The organism is Amycolatopsis sp. NPDC102522 (assembly GCF_055584485.1).
On record NZ_JBVJLY010000027.1, the window covers coordinates 62,854 to 86,789 of the forward strand.

General features: G+C 69.9%; 17 protein-coding genes. 1 reads left to right on the plus strand and 16 read right to left on the minus strand.

Features of this window, described 5'->3' with window-relative positions:
- Positions 1 to 9: 9 nt before the first annotated feature.
- From ACZ6YV_RS38655 to ACZ6YV_RS38725, 15 genes are all read right to left on the minus strand, one after another.
- Positions 10 to 672: a hypothetical protein gene (locus tag ACZ6YV_RS38655; RefSeq protein ID WP_465514354.1), complete on the minus strand. Its 663-nt coding sequence runs from the start codon at positions 670 to 672 to the stop codon at positions 10 to 12.
- Between the two features lie 23 nt (positions 673 to 695).
- Positions 696 to 3,947, minus strand: a complete 3,252-nt coding sequence (locus ACZ6YV_RS38660; protein ID WP_465514355.1) for a hypothetical protein — start codon at positions 3,945 to 3,947, stop codon at positions 696 to 698.
- Positions 3,944 to 4,909, minus strand: a complete 966-nt coding sequence (locus ACZ6YV_RS38665) for a hypothetical protein (protein ID WP_465514356.1) — start codon at positions 4,907 to 4,909, stop codon at positions 3,944 to 3,946. The genes ACZ6YV_RS38660 and ACZ6YV_RS38665 overlap by 4 nt, the downstream gene beginning before the upstream one ends.
- Positions 4,906 to 5,826 carry an AAA family ATPase gene (locus ACZ6YV_RS38670; protein ID WP_465514357.1) on the minus strand — a complete coding sequence of 307 codons (921 nt, stop codon included), beginning with the start codon at positions 5,824 to 5,826 and terminating at the stop codon, positions 4,906 to 4,908. Before ACZ6YV_RS38670 ends, ACZ6YV_RS38665 begins: the two co-directional genes overlap by 4 nt.
- Positions 5,823 to 7,136, minus strand: coding sequence for a toll/interleukin-1 receptor domain-containing protein (locus ACZ6YV_RS38675; protein WP_465514358.1), 1,314 nt, complete (start codon positions 7,134 to 7,136; stop codon positions 5,823 to 5,825). Before ACZ6YV_RS38675 ends, ACZ6YV_RS38670 begins: the two co-directional genes overlap by 4 nt.
- A gap of 3 nt (positions 7,137 to 7,139) precedes the next feature.
- Positions 7,140 to 8,027, minus strand: coding sequence for a DUF4231 domain-containing protein (locus tag ACZ6YV_RS38680; RefSeq protein WP_465514359.1), 888 nt, complete (start codon positions 8,025 to 8,027; stop codon positions 7,140 to 7,142).
- Entirely contained in the window at positions 8,018 to 9,730 is a 1,713-nt protein-coding gene (locus ACZ6YV_RS38685; RefSeq protein ID WP_465514360.1) for a hypothetical protein, read from the minus strand. The genes ACZ6YV_RS38680 and ACZ6YV_RS38685 overlap by 10 nt, the downstream gene beginning before the upstream one ends.
- Positions 9,727 to 10,923 (minus strand): TRAFAC clade GTPase domain-containing protein, encoded by a 1,197-nt coding sequence (locus ACZ6YV_RS38690; RefSeq protein ID WP_465514361.1) that lies wholly within the window; start codon positions 10,921 to 10,923, stop codon positions 9,727 to 9,729. The genes ACZ6YV_RS38685 and ACZ6YV_RS38690 overlap by 4 nt, the downstream gene beginning before the upstream one ends.
- On the minus strand, positions 10,920 to 11,945 hold the full coding sequence (locus tag ACZ6YV_RS38695) for a hypothetical protein (protein WP_465514362.1): 1,026 nt from the start codon (positions 11,943 to 11,945) through the stop codon (positions 10,920 to 10,922). Before ACZ6YV_RS38695 ends, ACZ6YV_RS38690 begins: the two co-directional genes overlap by 4 nt.
- Before the next feature lie 2 nt (positions 11,946 to 11,947).
- The gene (locus tag ACZ6YV_RS38700) at positions 11,948 to 14,119 is read right to left on the minus strand and encodes a hypothetical protein (RefSeq protein WP_465514363.1); all 2,172 of its coding nucleotides are present in this window, start codon (positions 14,117 to 14,119) and stop codon (positions 11,948 to 11,950) included.
- Positions 14,116 to 17,274: a tubulin-like doman-containing protein gene (locus ACZ6YV_RS38705; RefSeq protein WP_465514364.1), complete on the minus strand. Its 3,159-nt coding sequence runs from the start codon at positions 17,272 to 17,274 to the stop codon at positions 14,116 to 14,118. Before ACZ6YV_RS38705 ends, ACZ6YV_RS38700 begins: the two co-directional genes overlap by 4 nt.
- 24 nt (positions 17,275 to 17,298) lie before the next feature.
- Positions 17,299 to 19,605 carry a vWA domain-containing protein gene (locus ACZ6YV_RS38710; RefSeq protein ID WP_465514365.1) on the minus strand — a complete coding sequence of 769 codons (2,307 nt, stop codon included), beginning with the start codon at positions 19,603 to 19,605 and terminating at the stop codon, positions 17,299 to 17,301.
- A 723-nt stretch (positions 19,606 to 20,328) separates the two neighbouring features.
- Positions 20,329 to 20,730 carry a hypothetical protein gene (locus ACZ6YV_RS38715; RefSeq protein ID WP_465514366.1) on the minus strand — a complete coding sequence of 134 codons (402 nt, stop codon included), beginning with the start codon at positions 20,728 to 20,730 and terminating at the stop codon, positions 20,329 to 20,331.
- A gap of 75 nt (positions 20,731 to 20,805) precedes the next feature.
- On the minus strand, positions 20,806 to 22,014 hold the full coding sequence (locus ACZ6YV_RS38720; RefSeq protein ID WP_465514367.1) for a peptidoglycan-binding protein: 1,209 nt from the start codon (positions 22,012 to 22,014) through the stop codon (positions 20,806 to 20,808).
- 34 nt (positions 22,015 to 22,048) lie between these two features.
- Positions 22,049 to 22,360, minus strand: a complete 312-nt coding sequence (locus ACZ6YV_RS38725; protein ID WP_378242078.1) for a hypothetical protein — start codon at positions 22,358 to 22,360, stop codon at positions 22,049 to 22,051.
- 241 nt (positions 22,361 to 22,601) lie between these two features.
- On the opposite strand from ACZ6YV_RS38725, the gene ACZ6YV_RS38730 reads away from it, so the two are divergent.
- Positions 22,602 to 23,219, plus strand: coding sequence for a C39 family peptidase (locus ACZ6YV_RS38730; protein WP_465514368.1), 618 nt, complete (start codon positions 22,602 to 22,604; stop codon positions 23,217 to 23,219).
- On the opposite strand, the gene ACZ6YV_RS38735 is transcribed toward ACZ6YV_RS38730, so the two are convergent.
- The gene (locus tag ACZ6YV_RS38735; protein ID WP_465514369.1) at positions 23,216 to 23,893 is read right to left on the minus strand and encodes a DNA-binding response regulator; all 678 of its coding nucleotides are present in this window, start codon (positions 23,891 to 23,893) and stop codon (positions 23,216 to 23,218) included. The genes ACZ6YV_RS38730 and ACZ6YV_RS38735 overlap by 4 nt on opposite strands.
- Positions 23,894 to 23,936: the final 43 nt, after the last annotated feature.

Sequence of the window (23,936 nt, forward strand, 5' to 3'; positions counted from 1 at the left end):
GCCACGTCGTCAGCCGAGCCCGAGTACGCCCCGCAGAACCCGGCGAAGTTCGTCCCGGTGCCCGACGTTCACGAGATGTGTCAACGGGGAACGTGCGACGAAGGTGACCCACGGGTCTCCCGGGCCGGTCCGCGCGTCGGTGATCCTGTCTGCGGCGCGGCCCGTCCCGCCCAGGACGACGATCGGGATGCCGCGGAGAAGGCTGTGCGCGACGTCTCCGAGCGTCACCTCTCCCCCGTTGATGACGAGCGTGGCCACGGGCGCTTCCTTCGCGATCACGCCGGCCACGCTGAACAGCCAAGGCGATTCGTCGCCCCATTTCTCGCCCGGCACCGACACCAGATGCGTGTGATGCGGTTCCAGCACCGCCGAGCCCAAAGTCCCTTGGGCGGCCACTCCGACAAGCGGGAAGTCCGCGCGCAGGGCGGCTCGGGCCAAGCCCAGCGCGCGCATCACCCCGGAATCGGTACCGCCGTCAACGACCGCGACTCCCGCCGCGGCCACGAACGGGATCACGACGCCCCGAAGCACCGCGTCACTCGCTTCGCGGTGCGCCTCGGACATCCCGGAGGCGCCGCCCACGACCACCAACACCCGGGCGCCACCGGGGAAACCGGCTTGCCCCAGCACTTCGGGCAAGGCGGCGAGGCTGTCCACGGAAACGTGGTCCACGCTCCCGCATTCTACCGGCCCGCTCACCATTCGATGCCGAGCGCGGCCACCCGCCGCCGCTGGAGGTCGGTCGCGATGGAGGTGCCCTCCGAAAGGGTCCGCAGCACCGACACCGCCGCTTCGGCCGCCGCGCGGCGATCCGTTTCGTCGCTGTCGGCCCGGAACAGGAGTTCGGCGTGCCGCAGCCGCGCCTCGGCCACCGCGGGCCGGAAGCGGCCCGGCGACGCCTTGGCCACCCTGTCGAAGAGTTCCACCGCCCGGTGCGATTCGTCGAGGGCTTCCCGGATGCGGTCCGTCTCGGCCAGCCTCGCGGAGTGACACTCGTGGGCACTCGCCAGCAGGTGCTGATGCGCCCACGGATTCACCTCCGTCAGCTGACGGCAGTGCTTCACCGCCTTTTCGGCCTGGGCCAGTGCCTCGGTGTGGGCACCGGAGGCGGCCAGGGCGTCACTGAGCACCGGCAGCGCCGCGGCGAGATCGGGCCGGTAGTTCAGGTCGTTGTCCACCAGGCGGGTCAGGATGTCGACGGCTCTGCGCGCGTCGGCGAGCGCCGGTGCGCCGTGGTCGCCGCGGATCTCGATCTTCCGGGCGGCCAGGTTGGCCAGTGCCGTCCCCGAATTGACCCCGACCGTCGACTCCTTGAGCTCTCGCACGCGCCGCTCGGCCTCCGCGGCGAGTTCGTAGGCTTTCCGGGTTTCGCCGAGTTCGCCGTGGATCCGGCTGCAGGTGATGAGCGCTTCGCACAGGGCGTCGGCGTGTTTCACCGCCTTGGCGGCGTACTGCCATCGGTAGCCCTCCACCGCTTGCGTCACGGCGGCTTGCGCGGCCCGCAGGTACCCGGCGCGGTGCTGGGCGACGCCGAGCCGCAGCTGAAGCGCCGGGTCGGTGCGCGCCGTCCGCCGGAGCGCGTTGTTCACCAGGAGGGTTTCGAGCCGGAGGATGGCCTGATCGAGGCTGACGTCGCAGGCCGAGGGCGCGGGCAGCGCCGAGCGGATCCTGTCGAGCAGGGCGAGGTCCATGACTTCGTCCTCGGCGAGCCCGACGACCGCGCCCAGGCCCTCCCCGCCGTGACGGCAGGCGAAGCCCGGATCGTCCTGCAGCAACGGCTTCACCCAGCCGAGATAGAACGGGTACGAGTCCGTCGAAAGCCGGGCGAGCATCACCAGGGCGTTGGCCATCGCGGTGCTCATGCCGTCGTTCCGCTCCCCCGTGGCGGGCAGCCTGCTCAGCAGGCCGGTCGCCCAGGCCGCGTCCGGCTCGCCGAGCTCCGCGTGGCTCCCGCTCAGCGAGTGCAGGACGAGCGCGTCGGCCAGCTGCGGCGGGCCGGGGCGGGGCAGGAACCCGTTCTCGCCGGGATAGAACGAGCGATACCGGTCGGAGAGCGCGGTCCACTCGGCCGGTTCCCGGATGAGTCCGTGGTCGAGCGCGAGCTTCTGCGCCACCTGGTGCGTGCAGGGTCCGACCAGTGCCGTGACGAAGCACAGCCGGGAGAGGACGGCATCGGTCTCGCTCGGTGTCTCCCCTCGCCGGTACCGCGCCTCGTGGTCGAGCACCGCGACGACCGCCCGCCGGGCGTCGGGCAGTGGCCCGGCCGAGGGGGCGAGCACGGCGGCGACCGCGATCAACGGGACTTCCGCGACGGAGAGCTTGCTGACGGCCGGTCTCGCCGGGGCCGGGCGAGGCGCGTCGGGAAGGTCCTCCCGCATGACGTCGAGACAGCGCGCGAACACCATTTCCGGAGTCGGGTCGAGGACGTCCCTCGTGGCGATGGCCTTGCGCGTCGCGTAGACCCGCCGCTGGGCCCACCGGGTGTGGCACTCCTGCCACCACGCGCCCGCGGTGGGGGCGATGATGAGCACGCGGAGCGGTCCCGCGGCGGTCCGCTGGAGCACGTCGACCAGGCCGACCAGATGCTGCGGATGCCACGTGTCGGCGCGGTCCACCACGACGAGGATGCCGTGCGGGCCACCGCCGGGCAGCTGTTCGATCAGCGACGGCGCGGTTTCGGGGTCCTGCCGCGCGCGGAAGACCGTCCAGTCCGCGGCTTCGCATTCGGCGGCGAACCGGTCGGCGAGCTGGATGCGGGTCGCGTGGTCTCCCCCGCTCAGCAGCATGACCGCGGCGGCCATGGTCCCCTGCTGCCACGTCCGCAGTTCTTGGTGGACGTACGGCCGGGACGTCGCCGCCCGCAGCGCCCGGTTCAGCAGGACCGAGGGTTGCCCACGCCGCGGCGCGGGGCTGTCGCGGTAGCTGACGGGCTGGAGCCAGTAGGAGCCGCCACGCCCTTCGGCCACCGCGATGGTCACCAGCACCGGGGAGGCCTGCACGGTCGTGCCGACCGGCCGGGGCACCTCGAAACAGTCGCCGTCGACGGTGTGGACGACGACCTCCCGGCCCGCCGACCGATGCCGCCGAGGCGGACCGCCGCTCACGTCGTACCACCGGCCCGGGAGGCCCGGCGAACTGATCTTCAGCATCAACGGGGTGACGTCGTGCGCTTCGATGCAGAGGGTGGCGCCCTCAACGGTCCCCCCGACCAGCAGGTCGTCACCGTCCCAGCGCAGGGCGATCCGCCGGTCCGGGAACTCGCGGGCCACCGGTCCGAGCAGGGTCCGCACCCGGCGGCCCGCCACTTCCGCGCCGTCCTCGGCAGACAGCAGGTCGGCCGACAGCAGGTCTTCGACACAGGGCGCGGGGATCACGTCGTACGGGCGTTTGGCCTTCGCCATCAGCGTGAGATGCCACGCCTCTTCGCGTTCGAGGAGCGGCGCGGGCAGCCTGCGGCGGGCTTCGATCACCCAGTCCGCGAGCGGGTCGTTCTCCCCGTCCGCCAGGGACCGCAGGGGCCGGTAGAGCATCTTCGCCGCCCGGTTCAGCCCGGCGGCCGAGTCCGAGAAAGCCATCCAGGTGACGCTTTCCTCCAGCCGCAGCGCGGAAGGCAGCGAGCGGTGCACCACCGCGATGACCCCGCGGAGACGGCGGATCGGGTCATCCGCGGCCGCCCGGCGCAGGCGGCCCGCCAGCGCCTCGCGCAGACCGGGCAACAGTTCCTCGGCCAGCAGCACCGTGTCCGGCTGCCGCCTGCCGATCCAGGCGCTGAACCAGAAATCGGCCTCCGCCCCCACGTCGAGCGACGTCAGCACGCCCAGCCGGACGGCGCGGACGAGTTCCGGTTCGATCGTGGTCACGATGCTCAAGGCGACCGCGAGTTCCACGTCGCCGGGCCAAGGTTCTTCCTTGAGCGCCTCGTCGAGAAGCTCCGTGAGTTCGGTCATCGCGTGCCCGCGCCGACGACTCCGCGCACGGACGCCGCGGTCGTCGTGCGGTCCCAGGACAGGGTGGGCATCAGCTGGGTCAGCCAGCCCGGGATCCGGTTCTCCGGGAAAGGCAGTAGTGCCACGGGGGAAACGTCCCGCTCGCGCCACCGGTCGACGAGCCGTCGCCAGGCCCGGCGATCGCAGAAGGCATGCGAGAGGGTGTCGAAGCCCGAGACGACCAAGACCCGTGTTCCCGGCGGGCAGCGGAGTTCGAGGGCCGGATCGGGGAGGCTCGCGAAGAACCACGTCACCGCCGTGGTCCGGCCGGTGAGCGCCCGGACGGCGGCGATCAGCTCGGTCTGGTCCCGCTGGAACGGTGCCATCGCTTCTCCCCTGTCGAGCAGCAGCCGGACGCCGAACCGCGTGGTGGGCACGGGACGGCGCGGGAGCGCGCCGACCGGCCGGTTGGCGCAGATCCGGTCGATCAGCGCGGGGAGATCGATGTCCCCGCAGCGTTCGGGCCTGCTCAGCGCGGCCTGGAGGATGTCGCGCGCGGTGCGCTGGGCGAGAAGCGGTTCATGCGGCAGTAAGGCGGAAGGCGGCTCGTATCCGGGCTGCTGAAGCCAGATCGCGTCATGCCAGGGCGGCGGCTGATCGCCGAGATCCCGGTAGGTCGTGCGCAGCCTGGCCATAAATCCGTGCGAGCCGGTGGTTTCCGGTGCGGCGATGGTGTGGTTCGCGTCCCGCGCGGGCACCTGCGTGGGTTCGGGGTCCTCGGACCGGGCACCGGAGGGGGAACCGCCGGGCACCGGACAGGCCACCGCGTCCGCGACGGTGTCCTCCCGGTCTCCCCGCGACGGATCGGACGCGGGGCCGGAGGTGGGCAGGCCCAGGAGTTCCTTGATCCCGGCCACGTCTGCGGCTTCCGGGGCGAGAAGACGCACCGCGCGGACGAAGTCGCCCCACCAGACCTCGCTCATCGGGGTTCGCCGGCGGGCTTGTCCGGATCCTTGTCGAAGATCATGCCGATCAGCCCGGTGAAATCGTCGCGGACGTCGCCCGGCAGCCGGACGCAGGCGCGGACGGCGTCGAGGAATTCGGCCGTGCTCGGGGCCCGCCGGTGCTTGGTCTTGGCCGCCGCCTTCGCCGCGGACAGCCGGTCGAGCAGCAGGCCGATCAGCTCCTCCGGCGCCCGCGCCAGACCGTCACGCACGAGGTGCCGCTCGACGATCCGGCGGAGGTCGGCCTCATCGTGCCCTGGCAGGCGATGCACCACACAACGGCGTTCGAAGGCCGGGGGCAGATCGCGTTCCCGGTTCGAAGTGACGACGATGATGCTCCGGGCCTCCCCGCGTTCGGTCACTTCGAGACCGCCCGTCACGTCGGACACCGTGAACCTGCGGTCGGCGAGTGGCGACAGCAGACCGTTGGGCAGGTCGGGATCGGCCTTGTCGATCTCGTCGATCAGCAGCACGGCGGGCCGGTCCCGATGGCTGTCGTTCCAGTCCCCCACCGGTTCCTCGGCCCGTTTGATCCCCCGTGCCGACGTCCTGTCGAACGCCCACCAGAACACGCCCGGCACGATGTAGTCACTGTCGGGCGGGAGAGCGGCCTGGCCGCCACGGGCCTGTGCGTCGCCGAGCCTGCGGACGCTGTCGAACGACCACAGGAGATCCCGCGCTTGGGTGCGGGCGGTCGTCACGTGTTCGTAGTAGCGGTACCCCTCCGTCGCGGCGATGTACCGGGCCAGGCTGGACTTCCCGGAACCGGGATCGCCGTACAGCAGCAAAGGCCGTTCGGTGGCTTGAGCGACCCTGACGGCGAGCCGCAGCCGGGGCGACGGCAGATAACGCAGGCCCGCCTCGCTCAGGGAGTTCTCGGTCAGGTGGCCGGTCATCGGACTCCCCGCCTCTTCAGGTCGCTCTCGATACGGATCATCGTGGACTCGGCTTCCTTCTGCCGCTGCACCGGAACCAGCGGGATCGGGAGGTACCGGGCGCCCAGCCGGGCCGAAAGACCGGCGTCGAGCGGCAACTTCGTGCTCAACGCCAGGACGACGATGACCTTCCGGCACCGGTTGTGGATCTCCCGGACGGCGTCGATGGTGGGGTGCAGGGAATCCGCCACCGTCAGGACGTACTGAGGCTCGTCCTGCTCGCATTCGGTCCCGGCCTCGTGCACACAGGCCAGTTTCATCGCCGGGCTGTCCCCTTCCTCATCGTCGAAATCCAGGAACAGCCGGGCGACCTGGGCCGCGATCGCGTTCCGCCCGCCGTTGGCGATCGGGTCGAACTCGACGAAGTGATACCCGCTGCGGCAGTGGAACGCGCGGGCGAGGTAGTCCTTGACCAGCTGTTTGCGCGTGGAGTTCTTGTGGCTCGTGATCGCCGGGATCCGCGGCGAATCCCCCGTCACCCGGAGTTCGACGGCCTCGTCGAAGGTGAGCCAGGTCGGCGCGATGATCGCGACGAGCCTGCGGTCCGGCACTTCGGCCAGGCTCAGCTTGGAAACCGCGGACGCCACCTGCTTGCTGAGCTGCGCGCGGATGAGGAGTTCCGCCAGCCGTTCCCGGGTCTGCAACCGGACGGCGCCGGTGGTGTGCACCTCGGCGAGTTCCGGGAAATGGAGTCCGATCAGCTCGTCGGCTTCGCGGTCGTTCATCGTGAACAAGCCGGCGAGTTCTTTGATGGTCCGGTATTCCTCCCGGCTCCCGGTGTCGAGCGAGGGCAGCTGACCCGCGATCCACTTCAGGGCTTTGGCGACGCTCTCGCTGATTTTCCCGTCTTCTTCGCTTTCCTGGACTTCCAAGACCTGGAAGTCCAGGAGGTCACTGAAATGGCGGTAGTCGGGATTTTCGTCCAGCTCTCGCTTGGTGATCCCGATCAGCACGGCGAAGATCGCCTTGTGCTGCGCGGAAGCCCTGAGCCAGTTGTATTCACGGGCGGGCCATTCCTTGACGACGGCCTTCGCGTCGAGGAGCAGCACCCCGAAGTCTGCCGCCCTCAGCCAGTATTCGATCTCGGGCCGCCATTCCGTACCGGCACCGATCGATTTGTCGGTCCAGACCGTGTAGCTCGGGCCGAACGCCCCTTCGAGATCGCGGAGAAGTCGTGCGGCCACGCCCGCGGTCTTGCCCGCGGTCTTGTGCGCGGTCTTGCCCGCGCTGTGACTGACGAAGATCCGCCAGAGTGAGGATTCGTGGTTCATGGTTCACTGGTCTTTCTCCGGGGTTTCCGACCCGAGCCTGCGCAACCAGCTCTCGTTCTGCCGGGAGAGCACTCGCTCGCACGCGACGACGAATTCTTGGTCCGTCAACGACTTTCGGTCGGCAACCAGTTCTTCGAGCAGGTCGGCCGTGGCGCGGTATTCCGCCACCAGGAACTCGTATTCGGCCTGGGCTGAATGGGCGGCGAGGGCGGCGGCCACGGTGGTGACCACGCCGATCCAAGCGGTCAGCGAGTCGACGTGGACCACACTCGCGAAGGCGAGCAAGGCCGTCGCCACGGCGCCGAGGGTTATCTCGAGGGCGCGGTAGCCGCCCAGCGTCTTCACGTACTGGTCGGCTTTGCCGCGGAAGTACGAGATCTGCCCCTTGCCACCGGTGAGTCGCGAAAGGACATACGAATCGACACTGCCGACCTTCGGCAAGGGCTCCACGGTCTTGACGAGGGTCCCGTTCGTCAGGTGGTTGCCTGCCTTGGCGCACAAGGCGTTCGCGTCGTCGAGCAGCCGCCTGTCGGCGGTTCCGTGGTAGGGCGCGACACCGGCGAGGTACAGGAAAACCTGGGCTTTGAGTGCCTCCGAGACCGACCGGGCGGTGGCCCAGTCACTCGGCGAGGTGGTGACCATCCGGCCGCGGGCGAAGGAGCCCGCCCCGACGGCCATCGCGGCGAGCACGGCCAGTGTGGTGGCGGCCGGGCGCGAGACCGTCGAGAGTTGCGCCGCCGCGGTGCCCGCCACCGCCCCGACCAGCAGCGCGACGAGGACGGCCCGCCGGTTGCGTTCGACCTGGGCCTTCCCCTTGTCGGCGGTCAGGGACCAGAGTTTCTGCTTCTCCCAGACGATCCCCAGGTGATCGCGCGGCGCGTTCACGTCCACAGGACCACCATCACCGTGCCCAGCCCGATGAGCAGGCCCAGCGTGACGAGGACGATCGCCAGTACGAGCACCGACCACGTGATCTTGAGGATGGGGCCGATCCCGCTCAGAACGGCGTGAAGCCGCCCGATTCGTGTCGTCGGTGAAAGCTGTCGCGCGGTGCGGCGCTTGCTCACGGTCTTGTCGACGTAGATGGCCTGGGTGCCCTTGTCGAGCCAGTCCGTCAGACCGCGCGAGATCTCGTCCTGGATCGCTTTGTCGTCGGCGGTCCCGACGAGCAGGTCCAAAATGGCTTGGAAGCAAAGGTCTTTTTCGGCCTGGGGCAGTTCACGGAGGATGTCGTCGAGACGGGGCCCCTGCCATTTGTGCCAGATCCGCCATCGCTCGTCGATGGAAAGCGAAACCCGGCCGTTGCCCGGAATCGCCGCGGCGAGCTCCTTCGCGTTCCGGGCGTTCATGATCCGATACCACGTCGGATCGGGCGGTGGCGCGACGACGGGCGGTGGCGCCGGTTCCGAGGCGGTCTCGTAGGTCGAAGACGAACTGGGCAGCCCCTGCCGGGGCCGGCTGAGAGGCTCGTGCAGCACCGTGGTGATGGCTACGGTGGGCCGCTGGTCGTTTTCCACGGTGACGGACTCCGGTTCGTCGATTTCCGGGACGGGTTTCTCGGCCGGGTCGGGCAGCGTGCCGTGGACACCGCCCCGGGCCTCGTCGTCTTCCGCGGGCGGCTCGGTGGGCGCCGAGGTGGCCGCCGGTGCTTCCAGAGCCAGGTTCAGCCTGCGCGAGGCGAACTGGGCGAACCGGTCGGAGAAATCCTCGGCGCGCCCGGTGTGCTTGCCGATCTCGTCGCACAACTCGACCCAGTCGCGCACTCTCCGATGCTGATCAGCGTTCCCGGAATGCCAGATCTCACGCAGGCTGCCGTACAGCCAGGCGGCGACCTGCTGGTGCACCGCGCCCGTCGGCAGCGCTTCGCCGAGGTCGGCGACGACGCGGTCGCCGGATCCGCTCGCCATCTTGTCCGGCAGCCGCCGCAGGAAGACGAACTGGAGCGACCGGTGGGGGACGAAACCGTCCTCGAAACTGGAAAAGGTCCACGGCCGGGGCCGTCGTCCCACCGCCGTGGCGAGTTCCTTGACCGCCTGCAGCGCGGCGGGCACCAGTTCGGTGTCGATCCCCGCGACGTCGAGTGCTTGGCGCGGGTACCGGCAGACCAGCGCCAGCAGCCCGATCAGCTGCTCCCGCGGGATGTCCGCGGAGCGGCGGAGCAACTTTAGCCGGTTGCGCGTCGCCCATTCGGTGAAGGACGCGGGATCACTCGGCCGCAGGATCTCGTTGGAGTCCTCGGGCTGCAGCCAGCCGCGCCAGCAGGTGGCGGGGAGCGCGATTTCGTCCAGCGCGGAGACCGGGCCGACGACCGCGTGGCAGAAGTTCCGGCCGATCCCCGACCCACCGGCGATGCGGCGGAGCACCGCAGCCTGCCCGTCCTCGAGATGGGTGTAGGTGAAGGCTTCTTCCGGCGGGGTTCCCGTACCGTCCTTCAGCCGGTAGTGCGGTGCGAGCTGGTCACCCCACCACGCCTTGAGCGGTCCGGCGTTGGAGCTGGCGTCCATCGAGCTGTTGACGATGCTCATGCCGACGGAGCGGTCCTCGCACACCAGCACGTGGTGGACGACCTGGCCCGCCACGATTTCGCCGGTCATCGGCCGACCCGCTCGGCTTCGGCCCCGTCGAGCACGTCGGTCATCGCCAGCAGGGCCAGGATGGGCTGCAGCACGCGCATCGGCCGGACGCCACGGGGGTACAGCTCCCGGCCGCTGTCCTCCTCCGTCGTCGCCGAACCTCCGGTCGCGGAGACGAAATGCAGGGTGCACCGCGAAAACCGCTCGGCCACTTCGAGCATGGGTTTCGCCTGGTAGCGCTCAAGGACGGCGTAGACGTCCCGGCTCTCCGCCCGGAATTCTCCGGCCCGGAGCTCGCCCGACACGTCCTCACGCCGCAACCAGTGGTCGACCGGATAGTCGTAGCGCAGCTCGTCGGCCTTGGTCAGCGCGATCGCCGCCGGCACCCGGCTGCCGTCCGCTTTCCCGTGCAGGCGGGCGATCGCGCCGGCGAACGCGCGGTTGTCCTGTTGGGAGGCCTTGAGGTCACGCGTGCTCTTCGCGTTCGGCCGCCACAACGGCAGTCCCCGCGCCGGGTCGTCGACGAACAGCAGCGCGTCCGCCCCCAGGACGAACTGCGCCCGCCGCTCGCTGGTCATCCCCCGCTCGACGAAATCCTCGCCCTGGACGTCGAAGAAGATCAGCGGCCGGGTGGGTTTTCCCGGGCGGCGGACCAGCAGATAGCTGGTGAACGACCAGTGGTCGGCGTCGGTCGCGCCCAGCACGTCGCCCCGGCGGAGCCTTTCCATCTCCTGCGCCGATTTCTCGTGCTGGATCTTGTCGGCGACCTCGAAGGTCAGGTCGTGCTCGTGGAGGCCGCCGCGGAGCATTTCCGACAGCATCGTGATGAGCAGATGGGTCTTGCCCGACGTGCTCCGGCCGACGACCCCGATGACGATCGGCGCGCCGTAGTCGTCGTGCACGGCGGGCAGGTAGTGCGTCGGAGTGCCGTCCTGGGACGGATTCGGGCAGCGGACGTAGGCGCGGGTCCTCGCGTACTGGTACTTGTCCGGATTGGTCTGCCGGGACAGGTCGAGGGCTTCCCAGACGAGCTGCTGTTCCCGGACCGTCGGCCGGAAGAGCTGTTCCGGCCAGGGAATCCGGTCGACGCAGATCGGGCACAGCACGATCCGCCGGGGAGCGGGCCTCGGTTCGGGGGGTTTCGGGACGGGGAGTTCCGGAAGGGGAAGTTGCGGGACGGGGAGGTGCGGTTCGGGGAGGTCCGGTTCGGTCATGCGCTCATCACCAGCCAGATCGCGAGCCCGATGAGCATCGCCGCGCCGACCGCGACCGCGACGAACGCGGGGATCTTCCGATCGGGCGGGTCCGGTGGCGGCTCGGGCGGAACCGGCGGTGCGGTGATCACGGGGAATTCGTCGGTCGCGACGGGGTATCGCGTGTCGAAGGCGTGCCAGCCCCGGCGCAGCGCGTGGTCGACGTCGATGGGATCCGGCAGTTCGGCGTAGGCCCGCATGGCGCGGACGACCTGTTCGGCCGACGGGCGGCCCGCGGCCTCGATCGCGAAGGTGCCCCGCAGTTCGGTGTCCAGCCGCTTCTCCAGTTCGGTGGGGACGGCCAGCTCCGCTTCCGTGGGCGGACGGCCTTCGAGCCGCTCGAAGTAGGCGGCCCCGGCGGCCCGGATGTCGTCGGCGGGATCGGCGGGTCCGGCGGGCAGCGCCCGGTTCGCGAGTGTGATCGGACGGGACCGTGGCTGCTCACGCCGTCCGGCGGAGTGCTCGAAACCCAGCAGCTGGAAGCTGTCGGCACGCCAGCAGAGCGTGCCGAGCTGCACCGCGCCGTGGACCAGGTCCACCGCGTGCACCGCGGCCAGCGCACGGAACAGGCCCTCCCGGAACTTCCGCCGTTCGCTGACCATCAGGATGCGGCGTTGCTCGCCGCCGTCGGTCTCCGCGGCCTGGATGCTCGCCATCAGCACGAAGGGCTCGACAGCGTCGAAGTTGTAGCCGACCAGATGCGGCAGTTCCGCGGGATAGTCGTGCGCGTACCGGGCCCACAGCCGTACGAGCGCCCGGATCTCGTTGTCCAGCTGGCGTTCGGCGATCACGAGGTCTTCCGCGCCCCGTACTTCGGCGGGCAAACGCTTGCGCAGCAGGCGATCCTCGCCGGTCGTCTCGACCACGTCGATCCTGAGCAGGGAGGTCGTGTTGGCCACGTCCGCCACCGGCCGCACGCGCCAGCTGCCCGGATCACCCAGCGGGGTCATCCCGGTCAGTTCCCCGTACTCGTCGTCGTCCATGTTCATGTCTCCTCCGGCTGGATGTCTTCCGCCTGGCGGACGTACTTGGTGAAAAGCGGGACCAGCCGGAGCACGCCGACCGCGTTGCCGCCGGGGCGGAGCAGTTCGTAATCCGGGTTGAGCGCCGGATCGGGCAGGTCGGGCGGGGCGAAGTGCACCATCGTCACGTTGTCGAACGACAGGAGCCGGAGGTCGCGGGACCGGCACAGCTGCGGAAGGGCGCTGCGTGGCCCGGCGAGCAGGATGCGGCGGCTCTTCGCCGATTCGTGCCAGAGCTGACCGGCCAGGGCCTGACGGTGCTCGTCGTCGGTGCGGCCCGAGGGCGCCACGGTGATCCCGTGATGGTCGACGTGGTGGTTGTACCGCGCGAGATGGTCCCTGGCCTCGGCACGGCATCGCTGATCGTCGCCGGTCAGGGGTGCGTCGACGGCGACTTCCCCGAACACGGGCCGCAGCACGTCGGTGGCGATCCGCGCGAGATCCCGCCGGAGCACGAGCGTGAGGCTCCCGGAGCTGTCCGGGACCGATCCGGTCCCGGGGCCGAGCTGGTCGGCGGTCTCCGCGAACGCCTTCGCCACGCCGTCGAGCGCGGCGGCCACGGTGAACAGGGAGTCCGCCAGCCTGGTCAGGCCGGCGATCGGCAGCCAGCGCTCGGTGACCAGGCGGTCCATCGTTCCCGCCAGGTCCCGGTGTGCCGCGATCGCGGCGCCCAGCGGCAGGCGCGCCGTCCACCGGGACACCGCGTCCCGCCAGGCCAGCATCGCGACGGCCGAGGCCACCGCGGCCAAGAGGAGACCGAGCACGAGGGCCACCGGGAACACCGTGACCTCGCGCGGGAGCAGGCCCCGCATCTTGTGCCCGGCCGCCGTGCCGACCGCGGCCACGGCGACCGCGGACAGCAACAGCCGGGTGGCGTTGGCCGCCCGTTCAGGGCCGCCGTAGAGCATCCGGTGCAGCAGCCCGATCCAGAGCACCACCAGCGCCGGCCCGACGACGACACCGGACGGCCCCAGCGCCGCCCCGGCGGTACACGTCAGCAGGACGGCCGCGAGCACCGTGACCATGGGATGGGGCCAGACCGTGAACCGCGGCACCCGCCGGATGCGGTCGGCGGCCCGCGCCGCCGACTCGAACCCTCCGCGCAGGGCCGGATCGTCCGGGCGGATGAGCGCGTTGCCCTTCTGTTTCGCCTCGCCGGCGAGGCCGGGCAACGGCCGCCCGCCGACGAGACCGGCTTCCACCGCCTCCTCCAGTACGGCGGCGAGATCCCGGCTCCGCGGCGCGACCGGGGCGGGGAGCCCGGCGTCCACGAGCTTCGCGGTCTGGGGCGGCCCGCCCGCGGCCATGCCGGTGATCGCGCTCGCGATCTCGCCCGCGAGCCGCAGGTAGGCCGCGAGCGCGTCCCCCGCCTCGCGGAACACCGCCGCCGGATCCGGCCGCCGTCGGATCAGGGTCAGCGGGCGCGACAGCAGGTCGACGACGGCGCGCGCGGCCGCCAGCGCGGAGCCGGACGCCCCGCGGGCGCGGTCGAGCGCCGACCCCTGCCGGATCAGCGCGGCGGGGTCCCCCTGGTGTCCTTCGAGGAATTTGTCGATGGCCGAGTCGATCGAGCCCGCCGGGGCACCGCCGGAATCCCCTTCCGCCGTGGCGAGATGCCGCAGCGCGCGGATGCGCAGCAACCGCAGGGTGGAGTCCGGCACGGTCGCGTACTCGATGTCGAGCCCCGGGCTCACCGCCTGATGCGGGATCTGGCTGACGGCCTTGTGCACGCGGGCGAAGATCAGCGGCTGGCGCAGGGCGGTGACGAGATCGGCGAGCGTGACCTCCTCAGCCCGCTCGATACCCCGGTGCGAGGCGCCGTTCCACAGCACGCCGGATTCGTCGCCGACCCACAGCGTGACCCCGATACTGCGCAGGGCGGCCGGGGTGCGCAGCATCGAGCCGCCGTCCTCGGCGTTCAGCGGACCGGTCGCGACGAGCACGACTCCTTCGAGCTGGGAAAGGCCCGCGAGCTTCCGGAACGCGGCGTCGTGGGCGGGCAGATCCTGGACGGACGCGACCACGACCACGTACCCGGGATACAGCTCGGCGACGTCTTCGTCGGCGGCGTCGAGCTGGGTTCGGTCATGGCCTGGCTCGCGCACGTCGAGCACGAGGACCGGGTCACGGGTCATCGGCCGTAGCCTCCGTGCAGTTCGTCGTGGACCCACCGGTGAAGATCCGCGAGGTTGTCCTGGATCGGGTTGTTGACACCGCGGAATCCCAGCGCGAGCGCGTTCGGGAAGGTGCCGGTCCAGAACTCCCGCAACGCGGTCAGGCGGGTGCGGCCACTGGAGCCGGCCCGGTCGGCGAGCGTGGCGTCGATCTCGGCGATCTGCGCGGCGGGCAGCTTCATCAGCCGCTCGAACAGGGCCGAAGGCTGCCGCGGCGTGCGGTCGACACCGGCGGGCACGCAGGACGTCAGCTGATCACAAAGATCGCGGCGGATCTGCTCGTCGTCGGCGAGCACCCATTCCTCGTAGGAGGTCAGCACGCTGGCCCAGCTGGACAACCGGCCGTAGGGCCGCAGTTCCAGCCGCATGCTCACCTCGGCGGAGCCGACGCCGACGGTGATCAGCCGCGGCGACTCCTCGTCCTCGTCCGGGCCGATGCGGACCTGGTCGTTCCAGATCGCGCACAGCAGGTGGTGGAGGATCCGCTCGCGGTGCTCCGGGGTGGTCGCGAGGTGGCCGAAGTCGTATCCGAGGCGCTGCCGCCATTTCAGGAAGTCCTGGCGCTGCTCGTTGCGCAGCGCGTCCGACCAGTGCTTGAGCACCTCGCGGACTTCCGGCACTTCGGTGAGTCCCATCGAGGTCCGGAACAGCACCACGGCGATCGTCTCGGCGGCGATCGGCCGGAACTCCACGACCGTGTCGGCCGACCGGGGCAGCGCCACCTCCTGCCGCAGGTACTTCTCCAGCTCGGCGTCCTTGGTCGCCGCGGGGTAGGAGAACAGGATGCGCAGGCGGCCGGTGCCGCCCGGCGCGAACCCGCCGGGCACGAGACCGGCGAGCTTCTCCCGGAACTGCAGGAGATCGTCCTCGGCGACCGACACCCCGGTCCGGCCCGCCGCCGCCGCGAGAAGGTCCTGCAGGGCGGGCAGGAGCGGGCGGTACTGGCCGTCCCGATGGTCGAAGAGCCGCTTGACGGCCTGCTTCGCGCGATCGCGGACGAAGGCGACGGCGGCCGCGGGATCCCGGTTCGCCACCATGATCTCCCAGGCCTGACGCCAGCCCTGCTCACCGAGGATCTCGTTCAGCAGATCACCCGGGGTCGCCGTGGGACGCAGGCGGCCGTGCGCCGTGTGGTACTCGACGAACCGGCGGAGAACGGCTTGGTAGAAGGAATCCAGCTCGCCGTGCCGGGGAAGCAGGTAGGTGACGCCGACGCGCTGCTGGTAAAGCTCCTTCGCCCGCACGTGGAAACGCCGGGAGTCGGCGTCGGCGTGCCCGCGGAACGCCGAGACCAGGGAGGTGACGTCCCGGACGAGGCTCTGCACCTTGCCGTCCCACCGGCTCGACTGGTCGTTCCACGCCGCGTTCCACGCGCGTTTGGCCCGCCACGCGTACCACTCGTCCTGGCGGACGATCGAGGCGCGGACCGCGGGATCGGCCCATTTGAGCTGGCGCAACAACTTCTTCGTGATTCCCACCGGGGCGGGCGGGTTCAGGGTGATGCCCGCCGGGGCGGGTGGCTCGGCTCGGCGCAGGCCCACCAGCTTGCTGAACCCGACCGCGCCGAGGCCTTCCCCGTGTCCGTCGCCGAACACGATCCGGCTCAGCCGGAACACGTCGGCCTCTTCCAGCAGCGCGCGGACCGCCCGGTGCGGGTCGAAGTTCTGCACCAGTTCGGGCACCTGACCGGTCAGCTGCTGCTCCAGGGTGCGCAACGCGGACTCCATGGTCCTGGCCCGGGTCGCGAGCGCGTTCTGGATGTTCTCCGTACCGCTGGCCGCCGAGGGTTCCTTGATGGGCAACGGGGCCCGCAACCGGAGAGCGTCCAAATTGGACTCCGTGAAGAACCGCTCGACCAGGCTCCCGTTGCTCTCCGCCTGCCCGGGCGGCGCGACGGAAAGCTCGCTGACCGCGGCGGCGACGAGCCGCGAGGCGACGATGTCGGCGATGTCGTCGGCGGGGATCGTCATCGACGCGACCGAACTCGTCGACACACCGCGGTTCCCGATGCCCGTGGACGCGGGGGTCTCCCGTTCGACCGCGCTGTTGATGAAGCTGTCCGCGAACGACATGTAGTCGCGCCTGTCGCCGTAGCGCAGCGGATCGGTGTCGCCGCCGATGTCGGTGCCCACCAGGGAAAGCACCAGGGAGACGATCGAGCGGTGCAGATCGTCCCGCCGCACCCCGGCGCCCATACTGAACAGGAACGCGGTCTGCACGGTGGCCGCGCGCAGCCGGATCTCCGACTGCCCCGGGTAGCGGACGGAAAGTGTCCCGCTCACCCCGGCGTGGTCCAGTTCGGTGCCGGCCTGCTGGGCGTTCTGGTCGTCGACCAGCCGGAACAGGTCGAGCAGCGCGCGTCCCGCGTTGAGCCGGGCGGCCCGGCCGCCGCCGAGCCCTTCTTCGAACGCCGACGGCATGAGCACCAGCGGATAGATCCGTGCCCGGTAGTCGTTACGGCTGAACGCGTCGCCGATCAGATGCAGGTAGTCGTAGAACAGGCCGCTGCCGGTGCCGCCCGCGACCGAGAACGCCACGAACACGTCGCAGGACATCCCGCGATGCCCGCCGCCGAGGACGGACAGCTCGCCGAGGGAGTTGTTGATGTTGCCGATCGCCCGGTTCAGCGGGGCCTGCGCCGGCGCCATGCCCGCCCGGAAGGTCTCGAACAGCGCCGCCCGCCCGATCGTCGGCAGCTGCCCCGCGCCGCGCGAAAGCGGCCCGATCCGCGGTTCCCCCGCGGGCTGGGGCAGCCACTTCGAGACATAGCTGTCGGCGGACAGCCGCAGGCTGCGCGCGACCTCGGGATAGGTGTCGTGCTCCGGGATCAGGTCACGGACCAGGTGCATGGTGCGTTCGGCGGCGGACAGGTGCTCGGGATCCGGCACCACACGCCGTTCCAGGCCGCCGAACTCGTCCTCGCTCAGGTCCGCGTAGACGAACTGCAGACAGGACGGCAGCTGATACGGCAGGAAGTTCTTGCCCTGCATGACTTCCTGCAGCGCGGCGCCGTCGGGGCCGCACAGTTCCTCGCGCAGCCGCCGCTCCAGTTCCGCGCCGACGCGGCAACCGGTCCCGCCGAGGCCGACGAACATCATCGGCTGGTAGATCTGCATCAGGGTGGTCCTTTCTCGGCGTTCTCAGAGCAGGTCCGGGTAGCGAGGCGCGGCGCCGAACTCGGACTCGCCCTGCTCGCCTTCGCGCTCGGTGGCGAGCACCGTCGCGCCTTCGTCACGGACCTCGAGTTCGAGCCCCTCACCCGCTTCGCAGCGTTCGCCGTCGTGCAGGAGGTATCGCTCGCCGAACGGGGTCAGCAGGGTGAACCGGCGGCCGTCGCGGCCGAGCCGGTACACCTCCTCGTCGTCCGGGGCGGGCGGCGCGAGCTGGGGTGCGGCGCCGTTCGCGGAGCGCAGCACGAACGGGAACCGCGTCTCCCCGCCCGCCGGTGCCGCGATGTCGCTGATCTGGCGGCCGCGCTGGAACAGGAACACCGCGAGACCGCTGACCCGGCGCCGCCGGTGCCGGGCACGCGCCCACGCCGCGAAGGCGACGAACACGAGCAGGGCGCCGGGCAGCCCGAGGTACAGCCACCACGGCGTGGGCGGCGGCGGATAGCCGACCTGGATCGACAGGGGATAGTTCGCCAGCGTCTTCGCCGGGTTCGCGTCGTCGACCAGGCTGACGGTGAGACCGTTGGTCCCGTTCGCGCTGTCCGGCGCGAACACGACGTCGAACGGGAAGTCCGCCCGGCCGGTGGCGGGCACCTCGAACACCGTCCGGTCGCCCGGGATGCTGGCCTTGGTGCCCGGCGCCGGATCGGTGATCTGCAGCCGGACCTTGGCCCGGACCCCCAGCAGGCTGTCGACGGTGACCGTGCCGGACACGGACCGGCCGGGCTCCACCCTGGTAGCCGCGCCGAAGGTGATCTGGGCAGCCAGACCGGGACGGCCGTCGGACAGCGTCGTGATCACGGTCCTCGTGTCGCCGCTGACGCCGATACCCTGCACGCTGCCGATGAACTTGGCCGTCTTGTCCGTGGTGTCCGGGACGACGACGGAGCCCGTGTAGACGCCGTCACCGGCGCGGTCGTCGCCGTTCTCGCCGCTGTCGGACATCGGCACCTGCGACGTGGCCGCCCCGCTCGTCATGGTCACGCTGAAGGTCAGGCCCGCCAGCTGCGCGGGATCACGGATCGGCCGGTTGCGGGTCTGCAGGGTCAGCAGGACCTTGGCGTGCTGACCGCGTTGCGGGGCAGGCGGATCGACCGTGAGGGACGCCCGGACGGCGCCCTGCCAAAGCACGACAGCGCTCACTTCGATGTCGGGGAGCCCGGGCAGCGAAGTGAGCTTGACGGTCCAGTTCCCGGGCTCCGGATCGGTGATGCGGAGCGACTCGACCGGCCCGTTCGCGCCGCTGTCCTGGAAAGATGAGGCCCCCAGCTGTCCCGACTTCGGGACTTCGCGGCCGTGCGGGTCGAGGAAACTCACCGAGACCCGGGCGTCCTGCTTGACCACGACGATCGAGCCGTCCGTGGCGATCTCGGGCACGGTCACGGTGACCGACTCCGCTTCGCCGGCCCCGAGCTTGCGACGCTGGATGTCTCCGCTCCCGGCGCACCGAGCGGTGCCGAAAGCCTTGAGGAGGAACCCCGAAACGGCGGCGGCGTCGGCAGCGACGGAAGCGGCCGGACGAGGGACCGCCGGACCGCACGTGCCCTGGAACCCCCCGGCGGCGAAACGGTCGAGCTGGGTGCGGTCGACCTTGCCGAAACCCAGCGGCCAGACCTGGACGCCCGCCTTGTCCGCGGCGCGCAACGTGTCGTCGAGCCCCCGCGACGCCGCTTGGTTCCGCTGGTCCCCCACGTTGTCGGGGCCGTAACGCGGACTGTCGGACACATCGAGTTTGCCGTCGGTCAGCAAAAAGATCATCTTCGGTTTCGTCGCCGAACCGGGCGGGCCGTCGTCGAGGTAGTCCATGGCCTGTTGCATGGCCGCGTAATGATCGGTGCCGTCGCCCTCGGATTTGCCCCGTTTGCGGAGCTTGGTGAGACAATCGGCGAGACTTTGCTGGTCCTGCGCGGTCTTCACGGTGACCGGCGGGCAGACGACATCCACCGGGGACTGACCGCCGTTGTCGCTGGCGAAGCCCACGACAGCGACAGAGGAACCAGGGGCGAATTCGCCGAGCGCGATCGTCGCGGCGGCTTCTCGTTCACGCTCCAGATCGCCGGGACTGATACTGCCCGATTCGTCGACGAGAATCACCAGCTGCGCGGGCTGGACCTGCGGCGATTCTTGCTGGAGCCGACCCGTCGCCTCCGGGAATTGTGCCTCGGCGGGAGTGCCTGCGACGAGCGCCGCGAATATCGCCCACAGCGCGAGTACCCGCGCCGAGCGGGAAACGCTTTGCCCGTGCGCCCTCGTCCGGACGCGGTGGATGATGAACACGAAAGCACCCCGCGCGATCGATGTAAGTGTGAAGTGTCCTTGTCGGACACACGCAACTGTCGGCGACAGGACGACGTTCGTTACGCCTTACGGCCTACGGGAGTTTTATCGACAGAAAGCGCGGAACGGGCGTGTTCTTGTCCAACTTCGCGACCGGGTATCGCGGCGCGATTTCGCCATGGGGAACGCGGGACGTGGTGATCTTTTGTCCAAGATGGACTGTGACACCACGGTTTGTACTCGACTGGAATGTGTCGATTCTTCGAGGTGGTTCAAAGTTTGTCACTGATGTTGCGGAATCGACTTTCGCTACGACTGAATGGGTTGGGTGTGTCGCGAAAGCCACTTTCGGGACTTGTGGTGTCCTGAAAGTGGCTTTCGCGACGTCTTCGTTTCGGTCGCCGTGTCCGTGAAGGCCTCCTTGCCTACCCTGAGCCGAGGGAAGGGGTCCTTCACGTACTTGCCAGCGGCCAAAGCGGCGGTGACGCATCGGTCCAGCGGGTCGTGAGTGGCGCTGAAGAGACCGCGCCACCTGCCGCCGACCAGAACCATGACTGGCGAACGTGAGGCGTCACCCAGAGTGAGGGGTGTGTGGAAATAGGGACGCTCAACGTCCCTATTTCCACACACCCTCCCCAGCCGCCGAGACCGGACGCCTCACCAAAGCCCCCGAAACGAAAAGAGCGGCGCCCGAAGGCGCCGCTCATCCCGAAAAACGACCGCTCAGAACCCGAAAAGCGACTGCGGCGCCTCGTGCTCGTCCGGCCAGGTCAGCCACGCGACATCGGTCGGGCCGATGGCGTAGCGCGCCAGGCGCCAGGACCGCGCGTCGTCGTCGACGGTCGTCTCGCTGGTCTTCTTGAGCAGGGCGACGTAGACGTCGGACATGACGCCGTCGGCTCGCTTGTTCTCGTAGATGGTGCCGGCGTAGTACGGGCGACCGGCTTGGGTGCCACGCATCGTCCCCTGAAGGAACACCCAGGGACCGATCCGGTCGAGCTGTTCCACGGCCACCTGGACCTGATCGCCGAACTCCTCGTCGAGCCGGGCGGTGGCGGCCTGGAGCACCGCTTCCCGGATCGGGTCGCCGGGGTTCAGCGCTTCCGGGAACGATCGGGTGTACATCGAGCTACCTCCCACTGGCGGGACAGCGACACGGCCGCGTCAGCTTGCCCGGTGATGCTATGGCGGTCTGTCGGATCAGGTCGGCGGGGTGAGGATCTTCACGAGGCCGCCACCGCCGCCCATGCTGATCTTCTGCGAACCGTCGGGGTTGACGTTGTTCGAGCCGATGAACTGACCGTCGCCCGCGTAGAGCACGACGTGCCCGCCGTTGTTCGAGATCACCACGTCGCCGGGTTTCGCCTCGGAGAGCGGCACCGAACGCCAGCCGTCCGCTTCGAGGTTGGCCGTCAGGCCCGCGACAGAGGCACTGGCCTGACCCTTGTCGATCAGGCCGGACGCCTCCAGGCAGCCGGAGACGAAGTTCGCGCAGTTGACGTTGTTGGGCACCCACGACTGCATGGCGGGGAGTTCACCGCTGCCCTTGAGGTCGCCGGCGTTGCGGCCGAGGAACTGTTCGGCGATCTTGGCCGGGTTGTTGCCCTGGGCGTCGATGGGCTTGGCGGGCCGTCCGTCGCCCTGGACCCCGGCGACACCGCCGCCACCACCACCGCCGCCGCCTCCACCGCCACCACCGCCGCCGTCCCCGCCGCCGTGGCTGGGCACGTGGTTGACCGGGGTGGCGTGGACGCTCGACGCGGTGGTCTGGCCGTCGTCGGCGGGCACGAGCTCCAGGAAACCGCCCTCGATTTCCAGGCCGAGCGGTTTGAGAAGATCGTCGATCTGCTTCTCGGCGTCGTCGAGCGCCTTCTCGATCTCGTCCTTCTTGCCGTTCGAATCCTTCTCGTTGAGCTTGCGGAGCCGCTCGATGTCCGACGCGGCGGTCGCGATCTCGTTCTCGTCTTCGGAAGTGTTCTTGCGTCGCCGGGCCGAGTCGATCAGGGCGCGGTTGTCCGCGTCCTTGTCGTTGGCTTCCTGGGCGAGTTGCGCGACCTTCTTCTTGACATCGTCCAGGATCTCGGACACCCGCTGAAGGATGTTCTTGGCGGCCTCGGCCTTGTCGCTGACCTTGTAGCTGGCCTTGCCGAGCTTTTCGAGATGATCGGCGACGGCGTCGGCGTCCTTGCCTTCCCATTCGCGCAGCACGTCGTCGCGGAAGAGCTTGAGATCGTCCCCGAGATCGTTGGCCTTGGTGGCGGCTCCGCCGACCTTCGCGGCCTGGTCGTTGACCGCGCTCGAGTTGAGCTTCTGCGCCTGCTGGGCGTGTTTGTCGATGGCGTCCAGCGACTTCGGACGGTCGTGCAGCGGGTCGTCGAGCGTGCTCGGATTCCGCTCCGCGGTGGTCATCGGTAAATCCCCCTGAGTCCCGTCTTCAGTCCGGTCAATCCCGCTCGCGGTCGCCGCGGAGGGTGTGCACACCCGCGGCTTCGTCGTTCCGCATTCGCTCGGCGGCGTTGGCCAGCGCGTGGGACGCGGCGTCGACGAGCTTCGTGGCGGCCGTCAGATGGGCGTTCACACCTTGGTGGAACCCCTTCATCGTCTTGCCCGTGCTGGCCGCGTTGCTCAGGTCGCCGAACGCGCCGCCGGGGTCGCCGTCACCCAGGTCCTTGCCTGTCGTGGCGAAACCTTCCTTGAGCCCGCCGACCTTTTTGGCCAACGCCGCGATCTGCTCTGGATCGAATCGGCGAGTCATGGATGATCCCTCCAGTCCCGGCGCCTGCGCCTGTGGTCGTCCGCCCCGCATTGCCGTACTCGCGCACCTTATGAGCTCACGCCCACCCGTGCGCGCCGTTTCCCGAAACGCGATGACGCCGTTCGTGTACATCGACGCGCCCGGCCGCGTGTCGGTTCCCCGACGTCGGCCGGAAGATCTTACCTCTTTGACACCGGCTACTTTCGGTAACCGCTCTCGCGCGTGTGGAAGACTCGCGCCCATGTCCTCCCCGCCCGTTCCGTATTTCTCGCAATGGGAATCCCCCGAACTCGTCACGGCGATCGTCACCGGCGCGATGTCCGCGGCCGACGATCCGCGCTGGGCGGAATCCGGTGCCGATTCCGCGCGAGAGTACGAGTTCTGGTCGTGGCGGGTCTGCGGGATGGCGTGCCTGCGCATGCTGCTGGCTCAGCGAGGGCAAGAGGTTCCGCCGAGTATCGAGCTGGCGAAGGAATGCGAGCAGGTCGGTGGTTACGTGCGGCATGAGCACGGCGTGCGCGGCCTGATCTACGCGCCTTTCCTGAGCTGGGTCGCGGACCGGTTCGGGCTCGACGGCGACGTGCGGGTCGACCTCGGCGTGCCCGAGCTGCGGGACCTCGTCGCGCAGGGACATCCGGTGGTCGCGTCGGTGCATCAGGCGATCAGGGAGCCGAAGAGCGTTTCGCCCGGTCAGGGCGGGCATTTGGTCCTGGTCACCGCGGTGACCGAAACGGGGCTGGTCATCAACAACCCGTCGGGCCTCAGCTCGTACAGCCAAGAAGGCGCCCAGGTGGACGACGAGGACTTCGCGCGGTTCTACGCCCTTCGCGGCATGGTCTTCGGCCAGGACACGGCCTAAACCAGGCCGAGCTCGCGCGCCCGGACGCCCGCCTGGAAACGGGACTCGGCGCCGAGCGCGGACATCAGTTCGGCGACCCGGCGCCGGTAGGTCCGCACACCGAGGCCGAGGGTCCGGGCGGCGGCTTCGTCCTTGACCCCGCTGCCGAGCAGGTCCAGCACCGCGGGCGCGAGGCGGCGGATCTCGGCGACCTGCGCGTCGTAGACGGCGAGGTCGGTCGCCGCCCGCCAGGCCGTCTCGAACAGCGACATCACGCCCTGCACGGCTTCGGGCTGGGTGATGACGCTGTAGCCGCGTTGTCCCGCGGTGAGGTCGCCGGCCAGGATCACGAGCCTGCCGTCCATGATGATCGTTTCGTTGACGTCCTCGGCGCAGATGCGGATCCGGGCGCCGAACAGGTCGCCGATCCTCGCCAGTTCCCGCGCGGACCCCGGGTCGAGCAGCAGACCGGCCCGGTAGATCTTGCGGATCCGGACCTCGCCCGAGCGGCGCGCGGCGGCCGCGGTGAGTTCGTCCGACCGGCGGTCGGCCACCCAGGTCGCGAGGTCGTTGGCGGCGCACGCCAGGTCGGTCACGGTCGAGAACAGGTGCCCGACCCGCTGGTACAGCTCCTCTTCGCCGCGCACGACGGTGACCGAATCGCCCGCCCTGGTGAGGCCGTCACTCGTCCGCATGACGTCGATACTGCCTGAACCTCACGGCTCGCGACCACGTGGC

What these genes read in the sequence shown, in the direction of transcription:
- ACZ6YV_RS38700 (WP_465514363.1), bottom strand. Translation starts at nt 14,119, where the DNA reads ATGACCCGTGACCCGGTCCTCGTGCTCGACGTGCGCGAGCCAGGCCAT.
- ACZ6YV_RS38690 (WP_465514361.1), bottom strand. Translation starts at nt 10,923, where the DNA reads ATGACCGAACCGGACCTCCCCGAACCGCACCTCCCCGTCCCGCAACTT.
- ACZ6YV_RS38730 (WP_465514368.1), top strand. Translation starts at nt 22,602, where the DNA reads ATGTCCTCCCCGCCCGTTCCGTATTTCTCGCAATGGGAATCCCCCGAA.
- ACZ6YV_RS38720 (WP_465514367.1), bottom strand. Translation starts at nt 22,014, where the DNA reads ATGACCACCGCGGAGCGGAATCCGAGCACGCTCGACGACCCGCTGCAC.
- ACZ6YV_RS38735 (WP_465514369.1), bottom strand. Translation starts at nt 23,893, where the DNA reads ATGCGGACGAGTGACGGCCTCACCAGGGCGGGCGATTCGGTCACCGTC.
- ACZ6YV_RS38715 (WP_465514366.1), bottom strand. Translation starts at nt 20,730, where the DNA reads ATGTACACCCGATCGTTCCCGGAAGCGCTGAACCCCGGCGACCCGATC.
- ACZ6YV_RS38725 (WP_378242078.1), bottom strand. Translation starts at nt 22,360, where the DNA reads ATGACTCGCCGATTCGATCCAGAGCAGATCGCGGCGTTGGCCAAAAAG.
- ACZ6YV_RS38675 (WP_465514358.1), bottom strand. Translation starts at nt 7,136, where the DNA reads ATGAACCACGAATCCTCACTCTGGCGGATCTTCGTCAGTCACAGCGCG.
- ACZ6YV_RS38660 (WP_465514355.1), bottom strand. Translation starts at nt 3,947, where the DNA reads ATGACCGAACTCACGGAGCTTCTCGACGAGGCGCTCAAGGAAGAACCT.
- ACZ6YV_RS38685 (WP_465514360.1), bottom strand. Translation starts at nt 9,730, where the DNA reads ATGACCGGCGAAATCGTGGCGGGCCAGGTCGTCCACCACGTGCTGGTG.
- ACZ6YV_RS38665 (WP_465514356.1), bottom strand. Translation starts at nt 4,909, where the DNA reads ATGAGCGAGGTCTGGTGGGGCGACTTCGTCCGCGCGGTGCGTCTTCTC.
- ACZ6YV_RS38705 (WP_465514364.1), bottom strand. Translation starts at nt 17,274, where the DNA reads ATGCAGATCTACCAGCCGATGATGTTCGTCGGCCTCGGCGGGACCGGT.
- ACZ6YV_RS38670 (WP_465514357.1), bottom strand. Translation starts at nt 5,826, where the DNA reads ATGACCGGCCACCTGACCGAGAACTCCCTGAGCGAGGCGGGCCTGCGT.
- ACZ6YV_RS38695 (WP_465514362.1), bottom strand. Translation starts at nt 11,945, where the DNA reads ATGGACGACGACGAGTACGGGGAACTGACCGGGATGACCCCGCTGGGT.